At 59.3% G+C, this 26,178-nt stretch carries 15 protein-coding genes and 10 pseudogenes; 11 read left to right on the top strand and 14 right to left on the bottom strand.

All coding sequences use genetic code 11. From position 1 onward, the window contains the following. Positions 1–2: 2 nt before the first annotated feature. The 3 genes and pseudogenes from OKW26_RS17495 to OKW26_RS17485 form a co-directional block, all read right to left on the bottom strand. Positions 3–3,143 carry an efflux RND transporter permease subunit gene (locus OKW26_RS17495; RefSeq protein ID WP_429354529.1) on the bottom strand — a complete coding sequence of 1,047 codons (3,141 nt, stop codon included), beginning with the start codon at positions 3,141–3,143 and terminating at the stop codon, positions 3–5. Then, positions 3,140–4,256 (bottom strand): annotated as a pseudogene (locus OKW26_RS17490) (efflux RND transporter periplasmic adaptor subunit). The gene OKW26_RS17495 and the pseudogene OKW26_RS17490 overlap by 4 nt, the downstream one beginning before the upstream one ends. 83 nt (positions 4,257–4,339) lie before the next feature. Continuing rightward, positions 4,340–4,958 (bottom strand): annotated as a pseudogene (locus OKW26_RS17485) (TetR/AcrR family transcriptional regulator). A gap of 77 nt (positions 4,959–5,035) precedes the next feature. Between OKW26_RS17485 and OKW26_RS17480 the strand changes: the two are divergent. Then, a complete protein-coding gene (locus OKW26_RS17480) occupies positions 5,036–6,496 on the top strand; it encodes an efflux transporter outer membrane subunit (protein ID WP_429354528.1) in 1,461 nt (486 codons plus the stop codon). Between the two features lie 184 nt (positions 6,497–6,680). Here OKW26_RS17480 and OKW26_RS17475 read toward each other — a convergent pair whose 3' ends face one another. After that, a complete protein-coding gene (locus OKW26_RS17475) occupies positions 6,681–7,565 on the bottom strand; it encodes a LysR substrate-binding domain-containing protein (protein ID WP_429354527.1) in 885 nt (294 codons plus the stop codon). A 127-nt stretch (positions 7,566–7,692) separates the two neighbouring features. Here OKW26_RS17475 and OKW26_RS17470 point away from each other — a divergent pair, with 127 nt between their 5' ends. Continuing rightward, the gene (locus OKW26_RS17470; RefSeq protein ID WP_429354526.1) at positions 7,693–8,685 is read left to right on the top strand and encodes an IS5 family transposase; all 993 of its coding nucleotides are present in this window, start codon (positions 7,693–7,695) and stop codon (positions 8,683–8,685) included. Between the two features lie 258 nt (positions 8,686–8,943). Here OKW26_RS17470 and OKW26_RS17465 read toward each other — a convergent pair whose 3' ends face one another. Beyond that, positions 8,944–9,471, bottom strand: a complete 528-nt coding sequence (locus OKW26_RS17465; protein WP_429355246.1) for a DUF3331 domain-containing protein — start codon at positions 9,469–9,471, stop codon at positions 8,944–8,946. A 684-nt stretch (positions 9,472–10,155) separates the two neighbouring features. Then, positions 10,156–10,290: pseudogene (locus OKW26_RS17460) on the bottom strand (SDR family NAD(P)-dependent oxidoreductase); the annotation flags it as partial. A gap of 583 nt (positions 10,291–10,873) precedes the next feature. Here OKW26_RS17460 and OKW26_RS17455 point away from each other — a divergent pair. Beyond that, positions 10,874–11,553 (top strand): annotated as a pseudogene (locus OKW26_RS17455) (UTP--glucose-1-phosphate uridylyltransferase); the annotation flags it as partial. Positions 11,554–11,784: 231 nt separating this feature from the next. Here the strand turns inward: OKW26_RS17455 and OKW26_RS17450 are convergent. Both OKW26_RS17450 and OKW26_RS17445 read right to left on the bottom strand, forming a co-directional pair. Further along, positions 11,785–12,252 (bottom strand): Rrf2 family transcriptional regulator, encoded by a 468-nt coding sequence (locus tag OKW26_RS17450; RefSeq protein WP_429354525.1) that lies wholly within the window; start codon positions 12,250–12,252, stop codon positions 11,785–11,787. A 252-nt stretch (positions 12,253–12,504) separates the two neighbouring features. Then, positions 12,505–13,245, bottom strand: a pseudogene (locus tag OKW26_RS17445) (IS6 family transposase). A gap of 212 nt (positions 13,246–13,457) precedes the next feature. On the opposite strand from OKW26_RS17445, the pseudogene OKW26_RS17440 reads away from it, so the two are divergent. Further along, positions 13,458–13,684 (top strand): annotated as a pseudogene (locus tag OKW26_RS17440) (HU family DNA-binding protein); the annotation flags it as partial. Between the two features lie 156 nt (positions 13,685–13,840). Here the strand turns inward: OKW26_RS17440 and OKW26_RS17435 are convergent. Next, complete coding sequence (locus tag OKW26_RS17435; protein ID WP_429354524.1) at positions 13,841–14,869, bottom strand: LysR family transcriptional regulator; 1,029 nt, start codon at positions 14,867–14,869, stop codon at positions 13,841–13,843. A 186-nt stretch (positions 14,870–15,055) separates the two neighbouring features. Here OKW26_RS17435 and OKW26_RS17430 point away from each other — a divergent pair, with 186 nt between their 5' ends. Both OKW26_RS17430 and OKW26_RS17425 read left to right on the top strand, forming a co-directional pair. After that, entirely contained in the window at positions 15,056–15,877 is an 822-nt protein-coding gene (locus OKW26_RS17430) for an alpha/beta hydrolase (protein ID WP_429354523.1), read from the top strand. 49 nt (positions 15,878–15,926) lie between these two features. Beyond that, positions 15,927–16,658 (top strand): annotated as a pseudogene (locus OKW26_RS17425) (IS6 family transposase). Between the two features lie 294 nt (positions 16,659–16,952). Here OKW26_RS17425 and OKW26_RS17420 read toward each other — a convergent pair. After that, positions 16,953–17,561, bottom strand: a complete 609-nt coding sequence (locus OKW26_RS17420) for a TetR/AcrR family transcriptional regulator (RefSeq protein WP_429354522.1) — start codon at positions 17,559–17,561, stop codon at positions 16,953–16,955. 280 nt (positions 17,562–17,841) lie between these two features. On the opposite strand from OKW26_RS17420, the gene OKW26_RS17415 reads away from it, so the two are divergent. The 3 genes from OKW26_RS17415 to OKW26_RS17405 all read left to right on the top strand — a co-directional run bounded on the left by OKW26_RS17415 (position 17,842) and on the right by OKW26_RS17405 (position 20,789). Continuing rightward, on the top strand, positions 17,842–18,177 hold the full coding sequence (locus OKW26_RS17415; protein WP_429354521.1) for a hypothetical protein: 336 nt from the start codon (positions 17,842–17,844) through the stop codon (positions 18,175–18,177). 396 nt (positions 18,178–18,573) lie between these two features. Next, positions 18,574–19,500, top strand: a complete 927-nt coding sequence (locus OKW26_RS17410; RefSeq protein WP_429354500.1) for a 2-dehydropantoate 2-reductase — start codon at positions 18,574–18,576, stop codon at positions 19,498–19,500. Positions 19,501–19,601: 101 nt separating this feature from the next. Further along, positions 19,602–20,789: a thiolase family protein gene (locus OKW26_RS17405; protein ID WP_429354520.1), complete on the top strand. Its 1,188-nt coding sequence runs from the start codon at positions 19,602–19,604 to the stop codon at positions 20,787–20,789. A 1,322-nt stretch (positions 20,790–22,111) separates the two neighbouring features. On the opposite strand, the pseudogene OKW26_RS17400 reads toward OKW26_RS17405, so the two are convergent. Continuing rightward, a pseudogene (locus OKW26_RS17400) lies at positions 22,112–22,282 on the bottom strand (IS110 family transposase); the annotation flags it as partial. A gap of 36 nt (positions 22,283–22,318) precedes the next feature. Between OKW26_RS17400 and OKW26_RS17395 the strand changes: the two are divergent. Beyond that, positions 22,319–22,435, top strand: a pseudogene (locus tag OKW26_RS17395) (DUF932 domain-containing protein); the annotation flags it as partial. 186 nt (positions 22,436–22,621) lie between these two features. On the opposite strand, the pseudogene OKW26_RS17390 reads toward OKW26_RS17395, so the two are convergent. Both OKW26_RS17390 and OKW26_RS17385 read right to left on the bottom strand, forming a co-directional pair. Beyond that, positions 22,622–22,753: pseudogene (locus tag OKW26_RS17390) on the bottom strand (hypothetical protein); the annotation flags it as partial. Positions 22,754–22,794: 41 nt separating this feature from the next. After that, complete coding sequence (locus OKW26_RS17385; protein WP_429354519.1) at positions 22,795–24,201, bottom strand: NAD-dependent succinate-semialdehyde dehydrogenase; 1,407 nt, start codon at positions 24,199–24,201, stop codon at positions 22,795–22,797. Between the two features lie 211 nt (positions 24,202–24,412). Between OKW26_RS17385 and OKW26_RS17380 the strand changes: the two genes are divergently transcribed. Then, on the top strand, positions 24,413–25,450 hold the full coding sequence (locus tag OKW26_RS17380) for an AraC family transcriptional regulator (RefSeq protein WP_429354518.1): 1,038 nt from the start codon (positions 24,413–24,415) through the stop codon (positions 25,448–25,450). A 4-nt stretch (positions 25,451–25,454) separates the two neighbouring features. Here OKW26_RS17380 and OKW26_RS17375 read toward each other — a convergent pair whose 3' ends face one another. Next, positions 25,455–26,066 carry a TetR/AcrR family transcriptional regulator gene (locus OKW26_RS17375; protein ID WP_429354517.1) on the bottom strand — a complete coding sequence of 204 codons (612 nt, stop codon included), beginning with the start codon at positions 26,064–26,066 and terminating at the stop codon, positions 25,455–25,457. Positions 26,067–26,178 lie beyond the last annotated feature (112 nt).

Raw genomic sequence — 26,178 nt, 5'->3', positions numbered from 1 at the left:
TTTTAACTGCGCGCGTCGAGCGCGTCCTCCAGCGTTTGCTCGGAAGGCTGCGCCTGCTCATGCCGATCTTTACGCATATCACCCGCGGTACCTGGCCTGATCCTGAACCAGATCGAATACATGGCCGGCAGGAAGACCAGGGTCAGAATCGTCCCGGCGAACGTACCGCCGATCAGCGTGTACGCGAGGGTTCCCCAGAACACCGAATGGGTCAGCGGGATGAAAGCGAGGATCGCCGCCATGGCCGTCAGGATCACCGGTCTGGCACGTTGCACGGTGGCCTCGACGACCGCATGGAACGGATCCAGCCCCGCCTGCCCGTTCTGGTGGATCTGTCCGATCAGGATCAGCGTGTTGCGCATCAGGATGCCCGATAGCGCGATGAGACCGACCAGCGCATTGATGCCGAACGGCTGCCTGAACAGGATCAACGTCGGCACCACCCCGATCAGGCCCAGCGGGCTGGTCAGGAACACCATCACCATTGCGGAGATCGAACGCACCTGGAAGATGATGATGATGAGCGTAACCGCCAGCATGATCGGGAAGAGCGGCAACATGGCGGTCGTCGCTTTAGCCGATTCCTCGATGGAGCCCGCCTCTTCGATATGGTAGCCGGTCGGCAGCCGGGCGATGATGGGCTGAAGCTGCTTCGTGATCGCCGTCGATACGTCCGGCGGCTGAAGGTTGTCGGCAATGTCGCCCCGTACCGTGATCGTCGGCACGCGGTCCCGCCAGCGCATGACCGGCTCCTCCATGCGCACGTCGACCTTGCCCACCTGCGACAGCGGAATGCGTTGCCCGTTCGCGCCAGCCAGCGTGAAATCGCCGATCCGGGCCGGGTCGAGACGAACATCGCCGGCCGAACGCGCGATGACCTGCACGGTTCGAATATCTTCGCGCACGGCGGTGACCGGTACGCCGCTGAGCAGGAATTGCAGCTGCTGCGCCACGGCGCTGGAGGTCAGCCCCACCGCCTGCAATCGGTCCTGCTGCAACGTGAAATGCAGCGTGGGCGTGCGCGTGCCCCAGTCGGCGTTGACCGTACGCATCATCGGACTGGCCTCCATCCCCTGCTCAACTTCTCCCGCAATACCGCGTAGCTTGTCCGGGTCCGGGCCAGAGATACGGTAGGCGACCGGGTACGGCGAATATGGACCGAATACGAGTTGCGTAACCCGCACGCGCGCTTGCGAAGCGAGACCGCCCGCGACTGCCTGACGCAGTCGCTGCTTCAATGCATCGCGCTCATCCTGACTGTCCGTGCGCACCACGATCTTGGCAAACGAGGGATCGGGCAATTCCGGCCCCATGGCCAGGTAAAAGCGCGGCGCACCCTGCCCGATGTAGGCGGTGACGATCCTGGCTTCCTTCTGTTTGGCCAGCCACGCTTCCACCTTCGCCGTGGCGGCGCTGGTTTGGGAGATGGACGTGCCATAGGGCATCTGCACCTCGACCAGCACTTCGGGACGGTCGGAGATCGGGAAAAACTGTTTTTTGACCACGCCCATGCCGAGGATGGCCAGGACGAAGAGCCCCACGACCGAACCGGCGACCAGCCATTTGCGCGCGATAACGCGCGTGAGCAGTTGACGGAAGCGGTTGTAGCGCGGCGTGTCGTAGATCGCGTCGTGGCCGCCTTCGACCTTTTTGAAGTCGGGCAGCATCTTCACACCCAGGTAGGGCGTGAAGACCACGGCGACGACCCACGATGCGATCAGCGCGATCCCCACGATCCAGAACATGTTGCTGGTGTATTCGCCGGCCGTGGAGCGCGCGAAACCATTGGGCATGAAGCCGACGGCGGTCACCAGCGTGCCCGCCAGCATCGGCGCGGCCGTATGACTCCACGCGTAGGCGGAGGCGGCGATGCGGCCGTAGCCTTCCTCCATCTTTACCACCATCATCTCGATCGCGATGATCGCGTCGTCCACGAGCAGGCCGAGCGCGAGGATCAGCGATCCGAGCGTGATGCGATCGAAGTTCTTGCCGGTCGCGGCCATCACGACGAACACGACCGCCAGCGTCAACGGCACGGCCGCCGCAACCACCAGGCCCGCGCGCCAGCCCATGCTCACGAAGCTCACGAGCATGACCACCAGCAGAGCGACGAAAAACTTCACCATGAACTCGTCGACCGCCGAATGAATGTTGACGGCCTGATCGGTGACTTTGGTCAGGTTCATGCCCAGCGGCAGCCCGGCGTTGATTGCGCCGACCTCGCTGTCCAGCGCCTTGCCGAGATCAAGCCCGTTCCAGCCGTCGCGCATGACGATACCCAGCAGCAGTGCCGGTTCGCCGTTGTTGCGGATCATGAACGTTGCCGGATCTTCATAACCACGCGTAACGGTGGCAATGTCCGACAGCTTCAGCGTGCGGCCCTGCGCGACGACCGGCGTGTCGCGGATCTTCTGCAGGTTGTCAAAGGCACCGTCCAGGCGAATGAACACCTCCGGACCTTTGGTCTCCACGGAGCCGGCGGGCGTCAGGGCGTTCTGCCCATTGAGCGCGGCGAACACGTCCTGCGGGCTCACACCGAGCGTTGCCAGGCGCTCATGGGAGAACTGGACGTAGATGCGCTCGGCCTGCTCGCCGATGATGTTGACCTTCTTCACGCCCGGTACATGTAACAACCGCTGGCGCTGCGTCTCCGCGTCGCGCACCAGCAGGCGCTGCGGTTCGCCCCTGGCCTTGAGCGCAAACAGCGCGAAGGTGACATCCGAGTATTCGTCGTTGACCATCGGCCCGATCACGCCGGACGGCAGGTTGGCTGCTTCGTCGCCGATTTTTTTCCGGGCCTGGTAGAACTGTTCCTGTACTTCCGACGGCGGGGTGCTGTCGAGCAGGGTCAAGGTCGTGAAGGCGAGGCCTGGCCGTGTGTAGGTCTCGGTCCGGTCGTACCAGCGCAGCTCCTGCATGCGCTTTTCGATCTTCTCGGCGACCTGATCGTGCATTTCCTGCTCGGTCGCCCCGGGCCACGCGGTGATGATGGTCATCACCTTGACCGTGAACGCCGGGTCTTCCGCCCGGCCCAGCTTGAAGAACGAAACGAGCCCGGCCAGTGAAATCAGGCAGATCAGGAACAGGGTGATGGAGCGCTCGCGCACGGCGAGCGCCGACAGGTTGAAACGGCCTTCGCTCACGGACGGGCTCCCTCGGCCGTCATGGCGACGGCTTGACTTGTCACCCGGACCTGCTCGCCTTCGCGCAGCAGCTGCGCGCCGAGCGCGACGATCCGGTCGCCTTGCCTGATCTCACCGGCGACACGAGCACTATCGTCGTCCAGATGTTCGACAGTAACCGGCCGCCAGGCAACCTTGGCCGGCGCGCCGTTGATGACCCACACCCCCGGTCCCTTGCCCGCGTCAAACAGCGCGCCGATCGGCACCTGCAAACCGCCTTGCACCGCGGAACGCGCGTCCGGAATCTGGACCGTCACCGTGGCGCCCAGTGGGGCGTCGGCCAGCTCTCCCTGCAGCACATACCGCGCTTCAAAGGTCCGGGTACGCGGATCCGCCGTATCCGAAAGCTGGCGCAGCGTCGCCGGCACGCTCACACCGCCGTTGCCGAACAGCGTGGCCTGGGCGACCGAATCGATGGCGGGGCGCAGGGTTTCGGGTAGCTGGATGACAGCCTCGCGGCGCCCGGCGTGGGCCAGGCGCACCACGGGCTGTCCGGCGCTGACGACCTGGCCCGGTTCGGCCAGCGTTTCCATCACGACGCCATCGCCGTCCGCCAACAGTTCGGCATAACCCGTCGCGTTGCGCGCAACGTCGGCGTCAGCTTCGACCGCACTGAGCTGCGCCCGGGCGGCATCGGCAGCCGCCTTGGCCTGGTCGTAGGCCGACGCCGAGATCGCACCCGTGCCGCGCAGGTCGCGATAGCGCTCCTCATCCTGCGCGGTCTGCTGCGCCCGTGCTCGCGCGGCGGTGACCGCCTCCTGCCGGGCCTGCGCGGCAAGCTGGAGATCGATCGGGTCGAGGCGCATCAGCGGCTGACCGCGTTTGACGGTTTGGCCGGCATCCACCAGCCGTTCGAGCACCTTGCCCGAAACACGGAAACCCAGGTCGCTCTGCACGCGTGCCGCGACGGTCCCCGTAAACGAACGGGACGCGGGGACGGCGCGTTGAACGACGGCCATGCGCACCAATGGGGCCTCGGTGCGCGGATCGGGCGGCGCTTTTGGCGCCGCAGGCGACTAGCGCAAGTGGCAGTGCACAGACGACTGTAGAGGTAGCAAGGCGACGCCGGAACATGAAAGACCCATTGACGGAGTGATCGGGGCTTTCATTATGGTTCTAGTAACCAAAATAGTCAATGGTCACAATCGAAATTTCCGTCAAGGCGACAGACTGCGGAGCACGAGACTGGACAGTTGTGCAGGCGCGACCCTGGTGTAATCGAAGCTGTACTGCAGGAGCAATGGGTTGAGGTACGGGCGCATCACCAGATAGATCGCCATCGCGGTCTCATCGAGCGGCGTCTTGCGCTCGAAGTCCCCGCTCTGCCGGCCCGCCTGCAGGATGTCCTGGAGCAGCTTCTGGACGCGCGCTTCATACGCAAGCGCCGCCTGCCAGTTCTCCGTGGACGCAGACGCGGCAATCTCGTAGAGCTTGCGGTCCTGAAAAAACAGACGGAGGCTCGCTTCGGTGAAGACGCTGAACATCCGCCGCAGCTTCTCCGGTGTGCAGATCGGTCTGTGCGACGGCCGCCCTGACTTCGGTTTCGATCTCGTGCAGGCAGTTCGCGCAGATCATCTCGCCAATGGCCTGCTTGGATTCGAAGAACTTGTAGATGTAGGCCTTGGAAAAACCGACGGCCTTGGCGAGGTCTGAGACCGTCGTTTTCTCGTAGCCATACCGGCTGAAGTGCTCGGTGGCGGCGACAACGATCTGATCGCGTACCTCGTGGTCAGCGGGGCCGCGCGCCGGGATGGGGGAAGGGGTGGCTTTTTTCATGGGTAGAGCATACAGGAATGGACAACCAGTGACTATTTGGTATTATAGTCACAACCGGAACCCTTGCGAAGACGCTCATGCTACCCAAACCCATCCTTGCCGCGGTCATTGTCGCCAGCCTTTCGGCAGGCTGCGCTGTAGGCCCCGATTATGTCCGGCCCAATGTCGCCATGCCCGAGCAGTTCCAGGGCCAGGCGGCGGTGGATCACCGGCACGCCGCGGCCAGCGCCGACCTTGTCACGTGGTGGGCGGGTTTCGGTGATCCGCAACTCACACGATTCGTCACGCTCGCGCTGGAACAGAACCTCGACCTCGCGCAGGCCGCTGCTCGCGTCTCGCAGGCACGCGCGGGACTTGGCGCGGCGAATGCCGCGCTGCTGCCGTCCGGCAATGTCAGCGGGCAGGCGGCGCGAGTCTACCAGTCGGTTGAAACCCCCTTGGGGCGAGTCCTGAATTCGACGCCCGGTTTCGATCGCTACGGCAATGATTACGAGGCCGATTTCAACGCGAGCTGGGAACTGGATGTGTTTGGTGGCCTGCGTCGCGGGCGGGAAGCGGCACTTGCCGAATACCAGGCTTCGGAAGCCGGTGCGGTGGCCACGCGCCTGGCAGTGGCGGCGCAGACTGCCGATATTTACATCACGATTCGTGGATTGCAGGCCCGTCTGAAGGTTGCCCGGCGGCAGGTGCAGACGCAGCAGGATCTGCTCTCGACCATCAACCTCCTGTATGGCAAAGGATTGGCGGCCGACCTTCAGGTGAGCCAGGCTGAAGGTGCGCTGGCTCAGGTTCGGGCATCCGTGCCAGTGCTCGAGACGGGTCTCGACGCGGCCATGAACGCGCTGGATGTGATGCTGGGCTCACAGCCCGGCACGCATCGGGCCGAGCTGGCCGAAGCTGGCGACATCCCGGCCGCCCCGCAGATCGCGGCCACGGGAACACCGGGAGAGCTGCTCAGGCGCCGGCCCGACCTGATCGTGGCGGAGCGTCGCCTTGCTGCATCGAACGCGCGCATCGGCGTGGCCATCGCCGAGTATTACCCAAAGGTGTCGCTCAGTGGATTGATCGGCAGCGCCACCTCGGTGGCCAGCGGCAACCTGTTCAGTAGCGGCGCCAGTCAGGCCGCTGGCGTGCTGGGGCTGCGCTGGCGTCTGTTTGATTTCGGCCGCATCAATGCGCAGATCGGGCAGGCTAAGGGTCAGGAGGCGGAACAGTTGGCTGCGTATCGGCTCGCTGCGCTTCACGCGACCGAAGATGTCGAGAACTCGTTCTCGGCACTCGTCAAGCGCGAGGAGCAGGCCGCGGTGCTCACCCAGGGAGTGGATTCCCTTGGCCGTGCGCGAGCGGCCTCGTTCGCCGCCTATCAAAAAGGCGTCGTCAGCCTGATCGAAGTCCTGCAGGCCGACGACAACCTGCTACGCGCCTCCGATGAGCGGGTGCAGGCGCAAACGGAATCGGCACGCGCAGCCGTTGCTGCCTTCAAGGCACTCGGTGGTGGTTGGCAGCCCAGCGATCCTGAGGCCGAGGCAAGCCGGTAGAAACCGCAGATCTGATAGCAGGGGATGAGCATGGAACCTCGTCATCTTCGTTATTTCATGGCTGTCGCTGTCGCCGAAGAACTTCATTTCGCCCACGCCGCGAAGCGATTGCACTGCGCAAAAGTTGTCCGGAGGCGTTTCATCATCAAAATCGGAAGTGGAGGCCTCTTACTTCATCATGAAATCAGGGGCGATGCTGCTCGATCATGAAATCCACGAACGTACGGATATTGGCAGGAAGATGTTTTCGACTGGCGAAGGCCAGGTTCAGGCCTATATGTGGTAACTGATGCTCTGGAAGGATTCTCACGAGCTTTCCCTGCGCAATATCGGCTTCCACAAGATATGTCGGCATTACCGCCACGCCAATTCCTTCAAGAGCAAGCTGCCCCAGCATCTCGACGCTGTTTGCTCCAATTGAGTTTGCAGGGCGCATCTGCAGCCCCTCAGACTGTGCAATTGCCCAACGCGTCACGCTGATGTGGGCGCCTTCGTGGAGCAGCAGTTGAGTGCGGAGATCGGACGGTTCCAGTGGTAGCCCGTGCCGTTCTATATATTCCGGAGAGGCTACGACTGCTAGTTCGCACATCGACAATTTGCGCGTGACAACTGTGTTGCCAAGGTCCCAACCTTCCGGAACGATCGCAACGTCGATGCGAAGTTCAACGAGGTCGATAAGCTTGTCCGTCAGCGTTACGTGAGGTTTTATCTCGGGATAACGTGACACATAGGCCTTCAGTAGCGGGCCGAGCCTGTTATGACCAAATGAATGAGGGGCCGCAATTCGCAACGGACCTGCTGGTGCGGCCTGTTGATTGGCAACGAGAGATTCGATTTCGTCAATATCGGCGACGATTTGCCTTGCCCTCTCCAGAAAAATTTGTCCTGTCTCAGTGAGCGAGACGCGGCGGGTCGTCCGAAGGAACAGTTGCACGCCCAATCGGCTCTCAAGGGAGCCCACCAATCTTGTTGTCACAGCGCTGGAAACACCACGTGTGCTAGCCGCTCCAACGAAACTGCCGATCTCGGCTACTCTCACGAATGTGCGGATCGATTCAAGGTGGTCCATGGTCTTCGTTTTTGCTATGTGTCCTGAACCATTTGGCTAAGGAAACACTGATTAATAAAGCTCGGCGGTCATCGGTGACGTAGCCGAGGACGTTATAGAAGGCAGCTCACGGAACGGGCCCACGACGATGAAGAGGCAGATCGGCTTCGCGGAAGCGGAAATTGCAGGCAAGAAGCGCGTGACGAGGCGCCAACGCTTCCTGGCGGAGATGGAGAAGATTGTGCCGTGGCAACGCTTGCAGTCGGCAATCGAACCGCACTACCCGAAGGGCACGCGAGGCCGTCCGCCGATTGGCCTGGAGCGAATGTTGCGGATCTACTTCCTGCAACAGTGGTACGGTCTGTCGGACGAAGGGCTGGAAGACGCGCTGTATGGCAGCATCGCGGTGCGCGCCTTCGCAGGCATCGATCTGGCGGTCGAGAACGTGCCGGATGCGACTACGCTGTTGAAGTTCCGGCGCCTGCTGATCGAACGCGAACTGACACGGAAGCTGCTCGACGAGATCGGTATTTCGCTGTGTGAGCGTGGACTGCTGATGAAGGAAGGCACGCTGGTCGATGCGACGATCATCGAAGCGCCACCGTCGACCAAAAACGCTGGGAAGAGCCGTGACCCGGACATGCATCAAACGAAGAAGGGAAACGAATGGCACTTTGGAATGAAAGCCCACGTTGGCGTGGACGCCGCTTCGGGCCTGATCCATAGTGTGGTTGGCACGGCGGCCAACGTGTCGGATGTGTCGCAGGCGCATGCCCTGCTGCACGGGCATGAAGAGGAGGCGTTCGCCGACGCGGGCTACATTGGCGTAGACAAGCGCGAGGAAATGAAGGGCAAGACGGTGAAGTGGCAAGTCGCGGCCAAGCGCGGAAAGATCAGGGCGATGTCGGAAGGCCCACTGAAGGACCTGGTGATTGCGACCGAGCGGACCAAGGCGCAGATCCGGGCGCGGGTCGAGCATCCGTTCCATATCGTCAAAAACCTCTTTCACCATCGCAAGACCCGATACAAGGGCTTGGCCAGGAACACGGCGCAACTGTTCAGCCTGTTCGCTCTGGCGAATCTGGTGATTGCGCGAAATCTGCTGCGATCGGTTCATGGGAGCAATCCGTCCTGCGTGTGAAACATGCAACCAGGGAGGCTCGCTTACGAGCCAAATTCACCGAAATGAGCACCGATTCGATTCGTTATCCGGAAAATTCGACGCCCCTTCATCTGCAAGCCGACCCGGCAGCTCATTAATCGGCATTTCCCTAAGCTACGTGAATCCCTCCCGGTAACCTTCGAGTAAGAGGACAAGCGAATAGGCAATGCCGCCGTCGGCCAGTCGCAGCATGTGCCTAAATATCAACGCAATCGTGGAACCGCGCGGGTCAATTCCTCATGTGTCAGCCGTGGCCGACTTGACTGCGCCTAACGCGGAAGCGAGAACTACATCTTCGTCTGTGAGAGTCGGGTACGTCTGGCGTGTTGGGCGATACACCGTGTCTCCTGGCTCGACGGGCGCTCCGCTCATGACGCACCGAGTCTTAGTTCTAGCGCGTGACAGCTTCCACCTCTGGTCGGTAAACCGACCAGAGGTGGCGTCATGCCACGAAAGCATGACGGTTTTTTCGTCAAGCTCTTCGACAACCGTGAACACACGCGAATGCGGTTCAGAAACGCGAACGCAAAGGGGGTTTTGAAATGAGCCACCGCCGGGAGAACCACTCGCAGTGGCCCGAACAGAAGGACCGGCATTCCGAGAGACCCCCTTGGCAATATCTCGAAGCGCGCCACTGCTCGCCTCTTCCAAATGCTTGACCACTACTAGCCATGCAGAGCCATCATTTGCCTCTGCATGCGCAGATCCGGCAGAAGCCGCAGGCAATAGACTCACATGGGCGCTGCCTTTATTCAAAGACGACATTGAACTGTATGACCGTGCGTGCGTCGAATCATCGACGTCGTATCGTCCCACGTCGAATGTCCAGTTGCTCACTGTCCAATCTGCGAGCTCAGATGGGCACCCACAGATTTGCTTGTGCCCGCCTGCGCGGTAGCATTCGTAGATGAACCGTATGATGTCCGGTCGCTGTAGGCTGTCTCACGTTCGGCTGCGAGCGTTTGTACGCTAAGGCCACGCTGGGAAGCCGGAGCGCCAATGATTGGGTCGTAGTGTGGTGCAGGGCCAAACCCGCTCGCGAACGTCGAGGCTGAAAGTGTTGCGAGCATTGTCAGGAAAACGACATTCAGAAATCCGGGCTTCATGATAGCTCCACGACTAGTATTGATGGCTAGTTGACCGCGCATCGCGAGATTGCGGCTCTCGACGGACAACAGTTACAAACGCAGTCTATATCGTCGCAATCATTTTTTAAATTGTGTAAATGGAAATCACACTTTCTCCAAAATGAACAATCTTCACCAAAAAAAAGGAACGGAGAGCTGAGCGCGATTGACAATTTTTCGCGAGCGAGGTGGCACAGTGGTTACGGTCACGGCGATGTACGGATTGGACTTGTCCGAAACGCCACACGAGCTGACGATGCACTGAGCGTTGTCCGCAACCTGACCATAAATCTGGAGTGCCGTTGCCTTGTGGGCGCCGATCGTCGGTATTTCTTTTACTGAATGCGAAATTTACGACGACGGATGCGCCCTCTGCTGCGAGCGACTTCGCAATTGCCGCGCCGATTCCTTTTGACGCACCTGTGACAATGGCTACGTTTCCGGATAACTTGCTCATGATGGTTTCGTATGAAACTGCGCTTGGGCTACCCGTGATTAACGCAACAACGCCCATCTGCTGCGCAAGCTGTAAATACGACAGATTGAACTTCGCAATCGCATCAGAAATATCGGATTCTTCTTCCATCATCTTTCCAGCGTGGCGATTCATGTCCTATTCGCGAAAATTAATGCAGCCGCCTTGGCAGATTTTCTGGCGATAATAGACGTGTAAGGTCTATCCATTCTGAAAGACTTGTCGCTGACAAAACCTTTTCGCCAATCCGCCATCCAGCAGGAACGCATACTCTTTGAATGCCAGCCCGCCGACAGCAGCGCAACACATCAGTGTGCACCGGGTCCAACACCGAAAGCAGCTTTACTGGAACGTTCGGTCAACTGCTAAGCGCGATCCGACGTGCGCCTATTGAATGAACGCATGGGCGGACATACTGGCTGCGGGTTCGTCCCCATTGGCGAACCTTCAATACCTCGGCTTAACCTGCCCGTCCATCCGCTGAACGGGCAGGTTCTTTTTGGCGCCTATTGCGAAAATGTACGGCGCGAGCACATGATCACTTCACAATCGAGATTCGAAGCTCATGCTTAAAGTGACCAAAGCAATCTTCCCCGTTGCCGGTCTCGGCACACGATTTTTGCCTGCAACCAAAGCAAGTCAGAGGGAGATGCTTCCTATCGTCGATAAACCGCTGATCCAGTACGCCGTTGAAGAAGCAATTGTGGTCGGCTTACCGAAATGATCTCGTGACCGGGCGCAGGAAGCGCGCGATCGAAGATCATTTCGACAAGTCGTACGAGATTGAAGCCGAACTGGAAGCACGCGGAAAGGAAAAGCTGCTCTCACTCGTACGCAATATCAAATCCAGTCAGGTCGACTGTTTCTATGTACGGCAAGCAGAAGCACTCGGTCTCGGCCATGCGGTGCTGTGCGCGGAAAAGCTCGTGGGAGACAGCCCGTTTGCTGTCGTATTGGCCGACGACATTTTGTATGGCACGCCGCCCGTTTTGCGGCAGATGATCGACGTGTTCGATCATTACCACACGTCCATTCTAAGCGTGGAAAAGATCGCGCCGGAAGACTGGAAGTCGTATGGCCTGATCGATGGCAAGCAGTGGGAAGACAATACCTTCAAACTGTCGGGTCCGGTCGAAAAACCGGACCCCGCCGAGGCACCATCTAACTAGGGCGTGGTGGGCCGGTATATTCTCAAGCCACGAATCTTCACGCATTTTGCGCGCACTGAAGCCCGGCAGCGGCGGCAGTGGCACGGCAATATTTTTGTCACCGTCTACGCGTTCGTAGACAAATATTCTCGGACGTTTTCGGCGAAGTGATTGAGGGGAGCCGAAACGAATAGAGCGCCAATACCCGCCTTCGCCGCTGCGGACTACTAGCTTGGAAATACGCAGACGATGCGCTCGGTGGATTGCCGAACATAGCCCGGAGTGTACGCGGCTTGGCATCGGCGATTGTCAACGTGGCGCCGGCCGCTTACTTGGTGACAGCGCGTCTCTGGGTCTTTGCAGTTGTTTTGACCTCCCCTTTCCTGATGTTCGCGATCACGTCGGCGAGAGTCTGCTGTGAAAGGCTCTTTTCGAACCCCGCCTGTGCCTTCTCAAATACGTCGGCCATTGAGCCCTTGATGTTGGAGCTGATCGGACACGCTTTTTCGACTGGATATCCGTGTACTGCGAACGTGGGAGGAGCTTCGCTGGCAAGGTAGATGTCAAGAAGCGAAATTTTGCCGGGCGCTCGAGCCAGCACGCATGCCCCGTTGCGGCCACGGGTGGCTGTAACGAGACCAGCCTTCGACAGTTTCGACAGAGCTCGTCGGATAAACGTCGGTTCCGCGTTCACGCTCTCCGCCAACACTGCGGACGTGACTTCCCGACCGTAGTGGTAGCCCAGAACGGCGAGAATGTGTGCGGCGACAGAAAACTGGACATTCGTGAGTGCCATTTTGACATGCTATTTATCACAATACGAAATGTCAACCATGACAGGCTTCCGCGCACAAGTACCCCTGTCAGCAGACTGGAGGTCTTACCGCGTCTGTCTGCGGCATCTCACGGGCGTCATAGCCTTATCAATGTCCGGCGGCGAGACCAACTGCACCGCCGGACATTGGAGAAAAACCAGACAACTACTGGTTCGCACGGCTTTGTCAACTTGCCGGTAACGAGACGAAATGGTGCCAGAGGTCATCATTGCTCAGCAAGCACTCGACGGATTCTGGGTGAGGTCGGTGAATTCGTGCCACGCAGCGAATCGAGCCGCAAGGTGTTCGCGATAGAGCGCAGCACGCAGCAGATGCCGCTTGAGCGCGAAATGCTGCCGTATCGGACCGAAACACGAGAGGAATGCCTGCGTGCGTTTGCAGTCGCGAAATCCCCGCATGCGACGCTCGCGTTCGCGGGTAGGTTGGTAGCTGTTCTCCGCCCGATTGTTCACGCGCGCCGCGGCTTTAAGGAACACGTGTTTGACGTTCGCCAATTCAGGAATGTCGCCTTTGCGGCCGGGTAGCTGCGCAACTGGTGGGTCACGATCTTGCGCGGCACAGGGCATGAGCGAAGTACGCGGTTGAAGAAACGTTTGGCTGCAGCCTTGTCGCGCCGCTTCTGCAACAGGATCTCGAGTTCGGCACCATGCTCGTCGACGGCCCGCCACAGCAGGTATGGCTCACCGCGCAGCGTCACGAACATCTCATCGAGATGCCAGGTGCCAGGTGCTGCCCGGTTTGCGGCGCGCAGCCTTGACGCGATGCGCGAAGCCCACGCCGAACTTGTCGCACCATCGACGGATCGTCTCGTAGCTCACGACCACGCCGCGTTCGAACAGCAATTCCTCGATATCGCGCAGGCTCAGCTGCAAGCGGAAATACCAACGCACCGCGCAACTGATGACTGCGGCGGGAAAGCGGTGACCGTGATAGAGCCAGTTCGTCTTTTTCATCGCGACATCTTACGCGACCGCCACGGTAACGTGACAACGCCGGCCAGCGGATTTCATAGTGGGCCGCAGCGTATCAGGCTGCAATAAGCCCGAATATAAAGCTGACTGGAATGTGCTCGCGGAGCCCATCCGTCCGCCGCTGATCAATTCTACGAGCTCGCAATAGAAGCAGTACTTCGCATATCGATCTCGCTCGCTCTTTGACCCTTACTGTGACAAAGCCACAAAAGGAACTTGTAGATGCCGTCGCCGCCGAGACAGGCACCAGCAAGGCGCCGGCTTCTGAAATGCTCGACGCGCTGATTAGGACGACCGTGACGAAAGGCGACAAGTCCAGATTATACGGTTCGGTGCCTGTTCGACGGGGGCATGGGCCGCGCGCGTCGGTCGCAACCCGGCGACCGGTGCCGGGGTCCAGATTCCGGCCGCGAAGACAGTTGATGAGCATTCCTGTCACGTGGATTCTGTTGCCGCAATGTGCACTGAAGCTCGACCGTCGGCTCGGTTACCTGTCTCCGCGTGTCGATCTCAGGGTACGGTTGCGCAACACGAAAGAGTAAAGTGTGCGGATCGAGTACGCGCCCGTGTTTAGCGCTCACGCGTGAGTTTCAAGCGCAGCTGGATGGATTGCCGAATGATGCGGGACCACTCGCGGGTCCATTTGAAACATCGATCTGATGGAGTGGCTGATTGGACAACGACCATCCGAATCAACTTCATCAGACATCAGAGGGCACTTGTCGAAAAGTTCTGCGATCCACTCCACGAAGACGCGAACCTTCGGAGCGAGGTGGCGGTTATGCGGATAGACGGCCGCAATCGGCATTGTTCTTGGCTTCCAGTCAGCCAGTATCTCGACAAGCTCTCCAGATTGCAGATACGGTGCGAGCATAAACCTAGGCGCCTGGATGAGTCCTGCGCCGCTGACGCCACACATGACGTATGCGTCAGCATCATTCACCGAGAGCGCTCCGGTCATCTTGACGTCAGTGCTGCCATCGCCTTTCTCAAAGCTGAAATTCGTGATTCTTCCAGTACGGCTTGAAAAATAGTGCACGGCAAGATGTTGCTCAAGATCCTCAATTCGTCGCGGTTCGCCAAAGCGGCGAATGTACTCAGGACTTGCAGCAGTGAGTGTGAGAAGGTTGCCAAGCCTGCGCGCGACGAGGCTTGAATCCTCAAGTTCTCCGACTCGAATTGCGCAGTCAACACCTTCCTGTATCAAATCCACCCGTTTGTCACCGAAGCCAATCATCAGGTTGACGTTCGGGAATCGCTCGCGAAATTCCTCAATCCTTGGCATGACGATAAGTCTGCCGATAGATGCGGGCATGTCGACCCGCAGCCGCCCACGCGGCCCTTTACCCGTGTTGACAAGGAGATCTTCTGTTTCGTCTATTTCCGCAAGGATTCGCACGCAGCGCTCGTAGTACTCGGCGCCCTCGGGCGTAAGGTTCAGGCGTCGCGTCGTCCGTTGCATGAGACGAACCTGAAGATGGGCCTCAAGCTTCTTGATGATGATCGTCGGTGAGGCGCGTGGAAGATCGAGAGCGTCTGCCGCGCGCGAAAAGCTTTTCATCTCGACGACCTTGGTGAACACCTGCATTGCCTGAAACCGGTCCATATAGTCTCACTTTCAGCGTGCCATCAATCCAGCGACGGCGCTGCGAAGAATTCGAAGGGTCAGGTTCCGGATTGTTCCGTCGGAACGAATTGTGTTCCGGATTATAACAATTTATCTGATTGCCGTCTTGGCCCACAATGTGTCGCATCGCAACTTGATATCTGGCGTACGAGCGTCAGCTGGAAAATGCAACCAACGGATGACACGACAGTACTGACCAAGCATTTTTTTGTCGCTGGGCACGCGCAGGAGATAGCGTTGCGAACTTATCGTCCCTACCACAAGGCGTCAGTTCTGCCAATAGTGGTCTACTTCCACGGGGGTGGGTTTGTAGGCGGTCTGCTTGACGATGCCGACTACACCGCCACCGCTATCGCGATGGGCACGCCGGCGTGGGTCGTCTCAGTAGGCTACTCGTTGGCACCCAGGTTTCCCTTTCCTGCAGCGCTGGAAGATGGATATCGCGCAACTCATTGGGCAGTCACCAACGCGCGCCAGCACGGTGCTGACGCAAGGCGTATCGGTGTTGCAGGACACGACGCCGGAGGCAATCTGGCTACATGTCTGGCCGCAATGGCCCGCGACCGCGGAGAATTTTCCTTTGCCGCACAGGCTCTCCTGGCGCCGTTGCTGGATCCGAGCATGACAAGGATGGCCGACGAACGCGAGGTTCCGTCGGCAGATCTCGGTGCTAGTGAGTGCGCTCGTGGGTATTGGGCGTACCTGCCACTTGCTTCGAATCGGATGCATCCTTATGCGGCACCAATTGAGTCCAGAAGGCTTAAGGGGCTGCCACCAGCGCTGATTGCCAGTGCTCAGAATGACCTGTTGCACGTGGAAGCGGAGAAGTACGCCGGTGAACTCATAGCTGCAGGCGTTCCCACTGAGGTGACGCGACACAACAACGCATCTCGCCAGGCCCTTGCGACCAACCCAACAGTTTTAGCCGATGTTTCGGCCTTTTTCGCAAAACGCCTAGTGTTCCGTCCCGGAAATGACTTTGCATAGCCGGGCCAGGCGTTGTCACGTTACCGAGGGGGTCGCGTAAGATGTCGCGATGAAAAAGACGAACTGGCTCTATCACGGTCACCGCTTTCCCGCCGCAGTCATCAGTTGCGCGGTGCGTTGGTATTTCCGCTTCCAGCTAAGCCTGCGCGATATCGAGGAATTGCTGTTCGAACGCGGCGTGGTGGTGAGCTACGAGACGATCCGCCGATGGTGCGACAAGTTCGGCGTGGGCTTCGCGCATCGCGTCAAGGTTGCGCGCCGCAAACCGGGCAGCACCGTATCTCGATGAGATGTTCGTGACGCTGCGCGGTGAGCCATACCTGCTGTGGCCGGCCGCCGACGAGCACGGTGCCGAACTCGGGATCCTTTGCAGAAGCGGCGCGACAAGGCTGCAGCCAAACGTTTCTTCAACCGCGTACTTCGCTCATGCCCTGTGCCGCGCAAGTTCGTGACCGACCAACTGCGCAGCTACCCGGCCGCAAAGGCCGACATTCCCGAATTGGCGAACGTCAAACACGTGTTCGTTAAAGCCGCCGCGCGCGTGAACAATCGGGCGGAGAACAGCCACCAACCCACCCGCGAACGCGAGCGTCGCATGCGGGGATTTCGCGACTGCAAACGCACGCAGGCATTCCTTTCGTGTTTCGGTCCGATACGGCAGCATTTCGCGCTCAAGCGGCATCTGCTGCGTGCTTCGCTCTATCGCGAACACCTTGCGGCTCGATTCGCTGCGTGGCACGAATTCACCGACCTCACCCAGAATCCGTCGAGTGCTTGCTGAGCAATGGCGACCTCTGGCACCATTGCGTCTCGCTACCGGCAAGTTGACTCTACCCCTGCGCCTCTCGACGCGAGGTTCAGGCCCGCTACATGATTATCAAAGCCCGCCAGCCGGACACGGCGTAGCACCCGAAGTCGTTCATTCCTCGCGCTCAATGTTTGCCGAAAGGCTCAGTTCGACCCTGAGCTGCCGTTCGGCCCCGAGCGGTTCCAATGGCGGCTTCCGAGGTACATCGGCCATAACGATGGCGTAGCGGCCCACTTTACATGATGCTGGTTGCGGTTTTCCAGTTGCTCATGACAAGCCTTGCGCTGTCACGGTGCCTTTTTTTCCAGCCGCGACGCGCGGCGCGGCCTTGGACTGGCCCGTTACCGGTAAAGTGGCAATGAAGGCATCGATTGCCGAATTCAGCTTCGCCCGGCCGGCTCCGTCATGGGCGTGGACCGCCAGGCCGGTAAACAGCACCGCGCACATCATTGACAAACCATCGATGTCCACCGACTGCGCGATTTCGCCGTCGTCGACTGCCAGCGCGATGCGCTTGCAGATCACGTCGAGGATCTGCCTCTGCCGTTTGCGCAGCAGCGCACGAAGCTCCCTCTGGTCGGCACTGATGTTCAGCGTGCCAAGCATCACCATGCAACCGCGTGGCTGCGGACCGCGCGTGAACATGTCGACACTACGCTTGAGCATCGCGCCAAGCGCATCTCGGATGCTGCGTGCCCCCCCCAACGCACACCGAGTCGCCTCTCCCTCAAGCGTCCCGTAGAGGTCGACTGCCTCGCGAAACAGGTCTTCCTTGCTACCGAACGCGGCGTAGAGACTTGGCGAATTGATGTTCATGGCGGCAGTCAGGTCGCTAATCGCGCAGCCGTCGAAACCCTTCAGCCAGAACATCTCCATCGCGCATGTCAACGCGGCATGGCGGTCGAAGGTTCGGGGCCTGCCCCGCCTTTTCGGAGCCGCTGCATCAACTCGACCGTCCATCATGTTTCTCCGCGTCCCTGATTGGATCATGAGCCCATTGCTCTTTTTTGTAACGATCATAACAAAAAACTGGACTGGGGTCAATTTTTGAGGTCTAATATTTTGTATCGATCGACACATATTTGGCGAATTAATGTGGCAGCCAGGCCGTGCCGTCGTCGGCATGCACCTTTCCTCAATTGAAATGGAGCTCAAAATGAAACCGGTACTTCGCAACTTGATTGCTGCCACGATCGTAGCGGCCTCGTCCACCGTCTTTGCACAGGTGGCTGCAGGAACGAGCCAGGGGGCTGTCGTGGCACCCGCGAAAAACTTCGACGTCTTTGTCGACAAACCGACCGGCTTCACCTTTGTCAAGCTGCCGGGCGGATGGAAGTTCGCCGGCAAGGTCAGCCCGAACGACATGCGGCATCTGCCTTCGACGGTTTTGACGTCGGTCGTCCCTGACGAACCCATGCAGATGGCGGGCGATAGCGGACGCGGCGCCACGTCGATTGGAACCTCGGGCGACTGCAGCGTTCGCCGCCGATAGCCCCCGCAAGATTGCCCTGTTCTCAGGAGGTAAACGCGTGTCGCGCAAGTCGCGAACCTGTGAATCCAGCGAATTTGGAGGACCTACGGGTTGCCGGTACAAGCTACCAAAGTCGAGGACCCGAAAATTTGTCGTGCTCCACGACAGCCATTCCTGTCGCGCCAACGGCAAAAGCCGCTCTTGGAAAGGAAAGGCGCTCGATCGTCTGCAACGGGCGTGGGGCCGAATGACTGCACCAACAAGAAGGCAATTGCAACGCGGTGCTTCAGTAAAGGGGCGCTGAAGTAACTCTGCCTGCCGTTCGGAACTTGCAACGGCAGGTGTTTTTCCCGGCGAGCACGCCATTATCTGGCGGGAGCTTGCGCGAGCGACAGATGTCTTGACAATGGTGATTAAATGAAAATTCTAGTGCTGGGAGCAGGCGCGCTGGGTGGATATTACGGTGCCCGACTTTTACAGGCAGGGGTCGATGTGACCTTCCTCGTTAGGCCAAAGCGTCAGGATACCCTGCAGGCAAACGGGATTGTCGTAAAGAGTGCCTCCGGCGACATCCAGTCAAAGGTCAAGACGGTATTGGCCGAGGACGTAGACCCACTGTATGACATGGTGCTTCTCACCTGCAAGGCTTACGACCTCGATGCCGCTATTGCTTCGATTGCCCCCGCCATTGCAGACAACTCTGTCATCCTCCCCTTGCTTAACGGGCTTTCGACTTACGACGCTCTCGACCGCCGCTTCGGCCGTCACCGCGTGGTTGGTGGTATCGCCTATATCGCCACAAAACTGTTGCCGAACGGTGACATCGCACATCTGAGTCCGTTCGATAAGCTGATCGTCGGGCAGCGCGATCCAATTCAGGCTGATGCTGCCCGAAAAATTTTCGAACTGTTCTCTCGCACTGGAGGGGATCGAAACATTTCGGAGCGGATCGAAGCTCAGCTCTGGGAGAAATGGGTCATGATTTGTGCAGGCGCTGGAGCCACTTGTCTAATGCGCTCGACAATCGGCCAAATTATGCATACGACCAATGGTGAGCAACAGATTCGCGCATTGATTAACGAATGCCTGCAGGTAGCCCAGAAATCGGGATTTGGTCTTGATGATGCTGCTGTCCGCAGCATGGAAGGTTCTCTGCTTGATCCGAGTTCAAAGTGGGCGGCTTCGATGATGCGTGATATCGAGGCTGGCGCTCAACAGATCGAATCGGACGCCATCGTTGGCGACATGATCCAACGTGCAAGGCAGCACGCGATCGAAACGCCTTATCTTGACGTCGCTTATTCACACCTTCAGGCATACGGACTTCAGCGCGCTGCATCGTAACCCAGCGCGACGATGTTTTGTTCCAAAACCTCCAGCAGGATTGACGCACGCATGGGTGTGCGTCGCTGTCAGAAAACACGTGCAGCACACGGAGAAATGATATGTTCAAAGACACGGAAATTGTATTGACCGCACCGGTCCGTACCGCGATTGGCGCGTTCAACGGCTCTCTCAAGGGTGTCGCGGCCACCGACCTGGGCGCCTCCGTCGTAAAGGAGGTCCTTCGTAGAACGGGGTTGCCTGCTTCGAAGGTTGAATCTGCCGTCTTCGGCAACGTGATTCAGGCTGGTAACGGCATGAATCCGGCGCGCCAGGCATCAATCAAGGGCGGCCTTCCTGTGTCTTCCCCTGCCCTGACCGTGAATCGCGTATGTGGCTCCGGAGCACAGGCTATCGTAACAGCCGCCCAGGAGGTAGCACTTGGCGCGGCCGCGGCTGTGATTGCCGGCGGGATGGAAAACATGGACCGCGCGCCTTATCTCCTTCCGGAGGGTCGATGGGGCAGCCGCATGGGGCATGCGCACATTATCGATAGCATGCTGCACGATGGCCTGAACGATGCCTTCTCAAGCGAGCACTCCGGCTGGCACACGGAAGATCTAGTCAAGGAATACTATATCAGCCGGGAGGCGCAGGACCGTTGGGCAGAGCGCTCACAGAGCCGCTTCTCGAACGCCCAGGCAAAGGGAAAATTCAAGGAAGAAATCATCCCTCTTGAGATCTCTCTTGGCAAACGCCTTGTCGAGTTTTCCGTTGATGAGCAGCCGCGCCCTGACTCGACGTTCGAAACCCTGTCCAAATTGCGCCCAGCCTTCAGGCCGGACGGCACCATTACGGCAGGCAACGCGCCAGGCCTGAACTCGGGAGCATCTGGCATGCTCGTTTCCACCCGGGCTTTCGCCGATCAAAACAACCTTCGGCCCGTTGCGAAGCTGGTTGCGTTTGCAGTATCTGCGGTTGAGCCGGGCATCTTTGGTATCGCGCCTGCGCCCGCAGTCAAGCTGGTTCTTGAGCGCGCGGGATGGCGCCTGACCGATGTTGATCGGGTTGAAATTAATGAGGCTTTCGCCGCTGTCCCGCTAGCAGTCATGGAACAAATTGGGCTGCCGGACGAGATAGTCAACGTGGAGGGTGGCGCGATCGCGCACGGCCACGCGATCGGTGCAACGGGCGCTGTACTCACAACCCGCCTGCTTCACTCATTGGTACGCGATGGCCTGAAGCGCGGCATCGTCACGCTGTGCATCGGCGGCGGGCAGGGTATTGCGCTTGCGGTCGAACTCCTTTGACCCCCTTCGTGAGCGGCGAAGGGTCACTGACTCGTCAACTAGACCAGCGTCAATGTTCGGCGTCGATCTAGGACATGGCAGCCGTGAAGGCCCCGTCCGGATCATTGCATGAGGCCTTCGGCGATGTTGATTTTCCGCTTCCTTGTGCCTCTTAGGGTTGGGGCTTCGTCGCTGCTCCGTGAGCGAGGCGCTCGATTTCGCCAAGAGTCAAGAATCGAAAAATGCGACCACGCAGCAGAATGTCGCTCTCGTTGAGGAACGTGCGGGGGGCACACGCGTGCCGAGAATGAGGCGAAAGCACTGGCGTCGATGATCTCTTCATTCACAGTAGCCACGGAGACGCAACTACCGAATGGACTCGCTGGACGAGACACCCATTCAACAAGCGCTGACCGGTCGTCATTGGCGTCACGAGCGCAACTGTTCATAGAGAGCCCTCGACTCGTACTAGTACAACATCCCGTGAATTGCTTTAATAATTTTCATCCTCAGAGAAGATTGCAGGAACGTGAAAGCCGACTCAAAACATGCACCGAATTGTTAAAGGTAATTGAGGGACGCTGTACTAGTGTCCTCAAGAAATCATAGTGAAACTAACCAGTGGGAGGCCATCCGACCATGGAAGCAAACGATGATGATGAACTGCTTCGCGCTTTTCAAACGCGCTTGCGACTAATGGTACAGCTATCACCAATCTCGGCATCCAATCCCTCGTCCTGAACCAGTTTGTTCAGGCTGTTTGCCGGTACTTACCGCCCGACAGTCCCGCATCGTCGCCAACCGCTTCCAATCGCAGATGGAAAGCGCAATGGCACTCATGGATGATCAGCGTGTTCCTGCAGACTATTATTCGCAAGTTCTTGAAGGACAAATGCATGCATAGAGCGTCTACAAGCGATGGGAATGAACCGCTGTTACGACGGTATTGTTGCCCGTAGCCGTATAGCAACCGCTTCAACTGATTCTCCGGCTGGCCGGGCAGAGTCGCCCCATTTACAGTAGAGGCTCGACGACGCGGTCGGGTTACTGCCGTGGAGAAAGTCCGGCGTGTCCCCGGCTCTTTGCAAGGCTGCATGGAAGCAATGCCGCTCAATGGACGCACGTCGGCTCCCCGCTAGCTGCTGCGTGCTTGCAGCTACCTCCCGCCGTTTCGTCGTTCGCGCCTAGTCCCGCTTCCCTGCCGCAATCTCCCCACTCCTAGAACTGGTTGTTAGTTTTTCGAGGTTATCGAATTTGTCTGCGAGCCGCGTCCGGGCTGGATCTCTGATGGGCGGAGCCAGATCGATTAGAGTCCAGATTTCTGGACACAGCGAATGACCGGGAGCAAGACGTCGCGCTACTGCGACGATGGCGATGCGACGTGCGCGTCGGTTCGGTCCCGTGCCCTGTGTGCGCTGGTCAAACCATTTCGTTAACGCGCTGCCAGGCTGGTAGCGCAGCCAGGTCCAGGCGATCTCGATCAGCAGCGCGCGTACCCGCCGGTTTCCCTGTTGATATGACTCCCCGTGTCAATAGGGTGGTTTTGAGATCGCAATGCGAATGGCCGGACCACCACGACCCGCGCCGTGACCGGAATTGACCAGAACATCCGACTCAATCGCGCCCTCTGGGTCCTTGCTGACGAACTGCGCCGCCTGCGCGGCTAACGGGTACGCCCCGACCCGCCGGTCGGGGCCTTGCCAATTCCAATACAGCGATTCAGCTAAACTCCGGCACGAGCGTATCGACCGCGCTTGCCGCTCCCGCCCAGCCCGCGAACTACCTGGCCAACCTGCAAGCCTCGCTGACAGATTCATCTTGTTGCCGGCCTGAACCACATCGCCGAGTACCACCGAACCCACGCGCGCCGGATCGAGCTTGGCGCGCGACAGCGTCTCACGCACCACCACCGCACCCAGGTCGGTCGCGGGGATGCTTTTCAACGCGCCATTGATGCCCCGATCGCGGTACGGACCGGGTGACATAAAACAATTTCAGATTTACTCATCATTTCATCACCATCCGCTTATGCGGCAGCCGCCGGCCCGAACGGATGCGTGCCCACCGGATCGACGTGGACTAGTTTCTTGTTCACGAATTCGTCGAAACCCACTGCTGACAGTTCGCGTCCAAAGCCGGAGTTCTTGACCCCGCCAAACGGCAGTTGCGGCGCCGTACCGAACGGCCGGTTGACGAAAACCATCCCGCTCTCGATCCGGGAAGCGATCTCGCGACCATGCGCCGAATCGGCGGTAAGTACCGAGCCGCCCAAGCCATACGGGTTGTCGTTGGCCAGACGTACTGCGTGCGCTTCGTCATCGACCACGTAAAACGACACGACCGGCCCGAAAAATTCCTCGCGATACGCCGGATTGCTCTCCGTGATATTGGTGAGGATGGTCGGTTCGAGATAAAAGCCCGTCCTGTCGATACGCTTGCCTCCATGGGCGATTAACGCCCCGCCCGCTTCGGCACGCGCGATCTGGTCGAGCAGATTGTTGAGCGTACGCTCCGACGCGATCGGCCCCAGCACGGTATTCTCGTCCGAGGGATCGCCAGGCTCGAGACCACTCATGGCCTTCTTGAGTTCCTGTAGGAACGCCTCGCCGCGTGCGCGACCCACCACGATGATGCGTTTCGTGCCAACGCAGCACTGCCCGCAATTGAACATGCGCCCGATCAGCGCGCTGCTGACAGCCCAATCCAGCGGAGCATCCTCAAGCACGATCAAAGGATCGCTACCGCCCAGTTCGAGCACCACTTTCTTCAGGTTACGTCCCGCGCGTTCGCCAACCGCCGCGCCGGCCCGCTCGCTGCCCGTGAGCGTGACCCCCCTGACGCGCGGATCGTCGATCATACGGCCCACGTCGTCAAGGGTCGCGAACACGTTGGTATATGCTCCGGCCGGCGCACCCGCTTCCTCGAATAGACGCGCAAACGCCAGTGCCGATTGCGGGACGCTTTCCGCGTGCTTGAGAATCAGGACGTTGCCGGCCATCAGCTGCGGCCCGGCCACCCGCGCGACCTGGTAATACGGGAAATTCCACGGCTCGATGCCCAACAGCACGCCGATCGGATGGGTCTGCACTTCGGCATTCGGCACATCGGCGAGCGGTTTGGGTTGCAGATAGTCTTCCGCACGCTCCGCGTAGTATTCGAGAATGCTCGCCGACAGATCGACTTCCGCTCGCGCTTCGAAAATGCGCTTGCCCATTTCCTGCGTGAGGATCTGCGCGTGTTCCTCGGCCCGCTCCCGCAAATTCGCGGCCGCCTTCTTCATGATCTCCGCGCGCGCCCCCACCGGCCGATGCCGCCAATCAGTTTCGAAAGTCTTGTGGGCGGTCTCCAGCACAGCGTCGATTTCCTGACTGGTTGCGAACGCAAATTCTTTTGTCAGCTTGCCGGTCGCCGGATTGACGGTCTGATATTGCATACGAAAACTCCTTCGGCACGAGGCCCTGATAGTGTCACCGGCAAAACGAATGCTCATCTCGCCCGGCTACGTAAATACCTAGATTCACGAGAAATATCGCAGCAAACCGAGGTCGGCACAATGTCGTTTCCTGCCTATTTAACGAGTCCAAAACTGACAGTCGAACTGAAGAGGAAATATAATCAGTGGGATCGCTGCCAGGAGAGAAACCGTGCAAATCTCAAACTTGACCACCGCCATGCATGCGGATCCCGATGCGCCTACGCAAAATCTGCTTGGCCTGGCAGCACTGGCAGCCGAGTTGGCAGCCGAGGGGATATCGGTGAATGATTTGTTCGCCCGCACCGGGGCGGATGCGCGCCAGCTGGAAGATGATCAGGCGCGGATTTCACACCGCCAGCGCCTGTTGATTTACCGGAATGCATGCCGCCTGGCGCGCCGGCCCGACGTGGGCTTGCTGGCGGGCGCCCGCCAACGCATCAGCGATTTCGGTATCTATGGCTACGCGATGGTGAGCAGCACCACCTTTGGCGATGCACTCAAATTCAGCCTCGATCATGTATCGATGGCTGGCGCCGTATTCGGTGTGAGCTACTCCGAGAAAGACAACACCGGCATCCTGCGCAGCCACGGCTACACGTCGCTCGGCGACCTGCTGCCGTTCGTGGCGGAATTCTGGCGCAGCTCGATCACCGCGCTGTTCAGCGCGGTGCTCGGCGCGCCGTTTCCCTCTAAGCGCATGGTTCTATCGTTCCCAGCCCCCGCTCACTGGCGCAACTGGGAACGCATGTTCAACTGCCCGGTCGAATTCGGGGCCGACCGCATGGAATGGCATTTCGACACCGCGGTGCTGGACCTGCCCTGCCCGAACGCCAACCCCATTACTGCGCGCATCTGCCAGCAGCTTTGCGAACGTGTGCTGGCGGAGCAGTCGGAAACCCAGGATCTCACCTACCGGATTCGTGCGGCGTGCCTCAACGCGACAGGCGCATTTCCGTCCGCCGAGGAAATGGCGGGCCGACTCGGCATGTCGGTCAGAACGCTGCATCGCAGGCTCGCCGCCGATGATTCGTCGTATCAGTCGATACTGGACGACGTGCGCCGCTCACTGGCCATCGAATTTCTGAAAAACACCAGTCTGTCCATCGAGTCCATCGCGGCCCGCATTGGATTCTCTGACGGCACCGCGTTCCGCAAATCCTTCCGGCGCTGGACCGGCGTTCCGCCCACCCACTATCGCGAAGAGTGACGCCTCACCCGGCACTCGCGTTTTCCAGCAGAACCTTCGCGGCCATCTTCGCTACGCGGACCAGCCCGGGATGCTTGCCTCCCTGGGTATTCACGATCGCGCCCTGGAACAGCAACAGGAGTTGCTGGGCAACCCGCTTCGGTTCCGGACAACCCGCCTCGACTAACAGCTCCGTGAACACCCTCTCCAGATCGTCGATATAGCCTTCGCAGCTGCGCTCGATAGCGGCATGTCGGCCGTCGTATTCCGATTTCGCGTTAATGACGAAACAGCCGAACTTGTGTCCCGCTTGAAGCGTCATTTCCAGCCAGTCGAACACGGCCAGTGGACGCGCCAGGCGGTTGCGCACCTTCGCGGCATCGACGAACCCACGAATCTCCAACGCGGCGTTTTGCCGGTAATGCTCGATGGTGGCCTGGATCAGGTCTTCCTTCGAGGCGAAGTATTGATAAAGCGTCCGCTTCGAGATTCCGGTGCCCTTGAGCAGACTGTCGACGCCAGCCGCGTGGAAGCCATGTTCGTAAAAGACGCCGTATGCGCTGCGCACGATTTCGTCGCGCTTGCCAAGACCACTCGCCGGATTTTCCGCCGCTCTGTTCATTTCCACGCCCGCCATTTCAATATCGGTTGACAGTGTACACCGATCGGTATACCGCAAGCGCGATGTAAACAGATCGGTTTACAAAGTCGTATCCACGGGTTTCCCACGTTTCCTGCTTACTCTTGAT

The sequence above is a fragment of the Paraburkholderia sp. 32 genome (assembly GCF_050435345.1).
Taxonomy (GTDB): domain Bacteria; phylum Pseudomonadota; class Gammaproteobacteria; order Burkholderiales; family Burkholderiaceae; genus Paraburkholderia; species Paraburkholderia tuberum.
The sequence above is the reverse complement of the archived record's forward strand: the minus strand, read 5'-3'. Positions and strand labels throughout refer to the sequence as shown.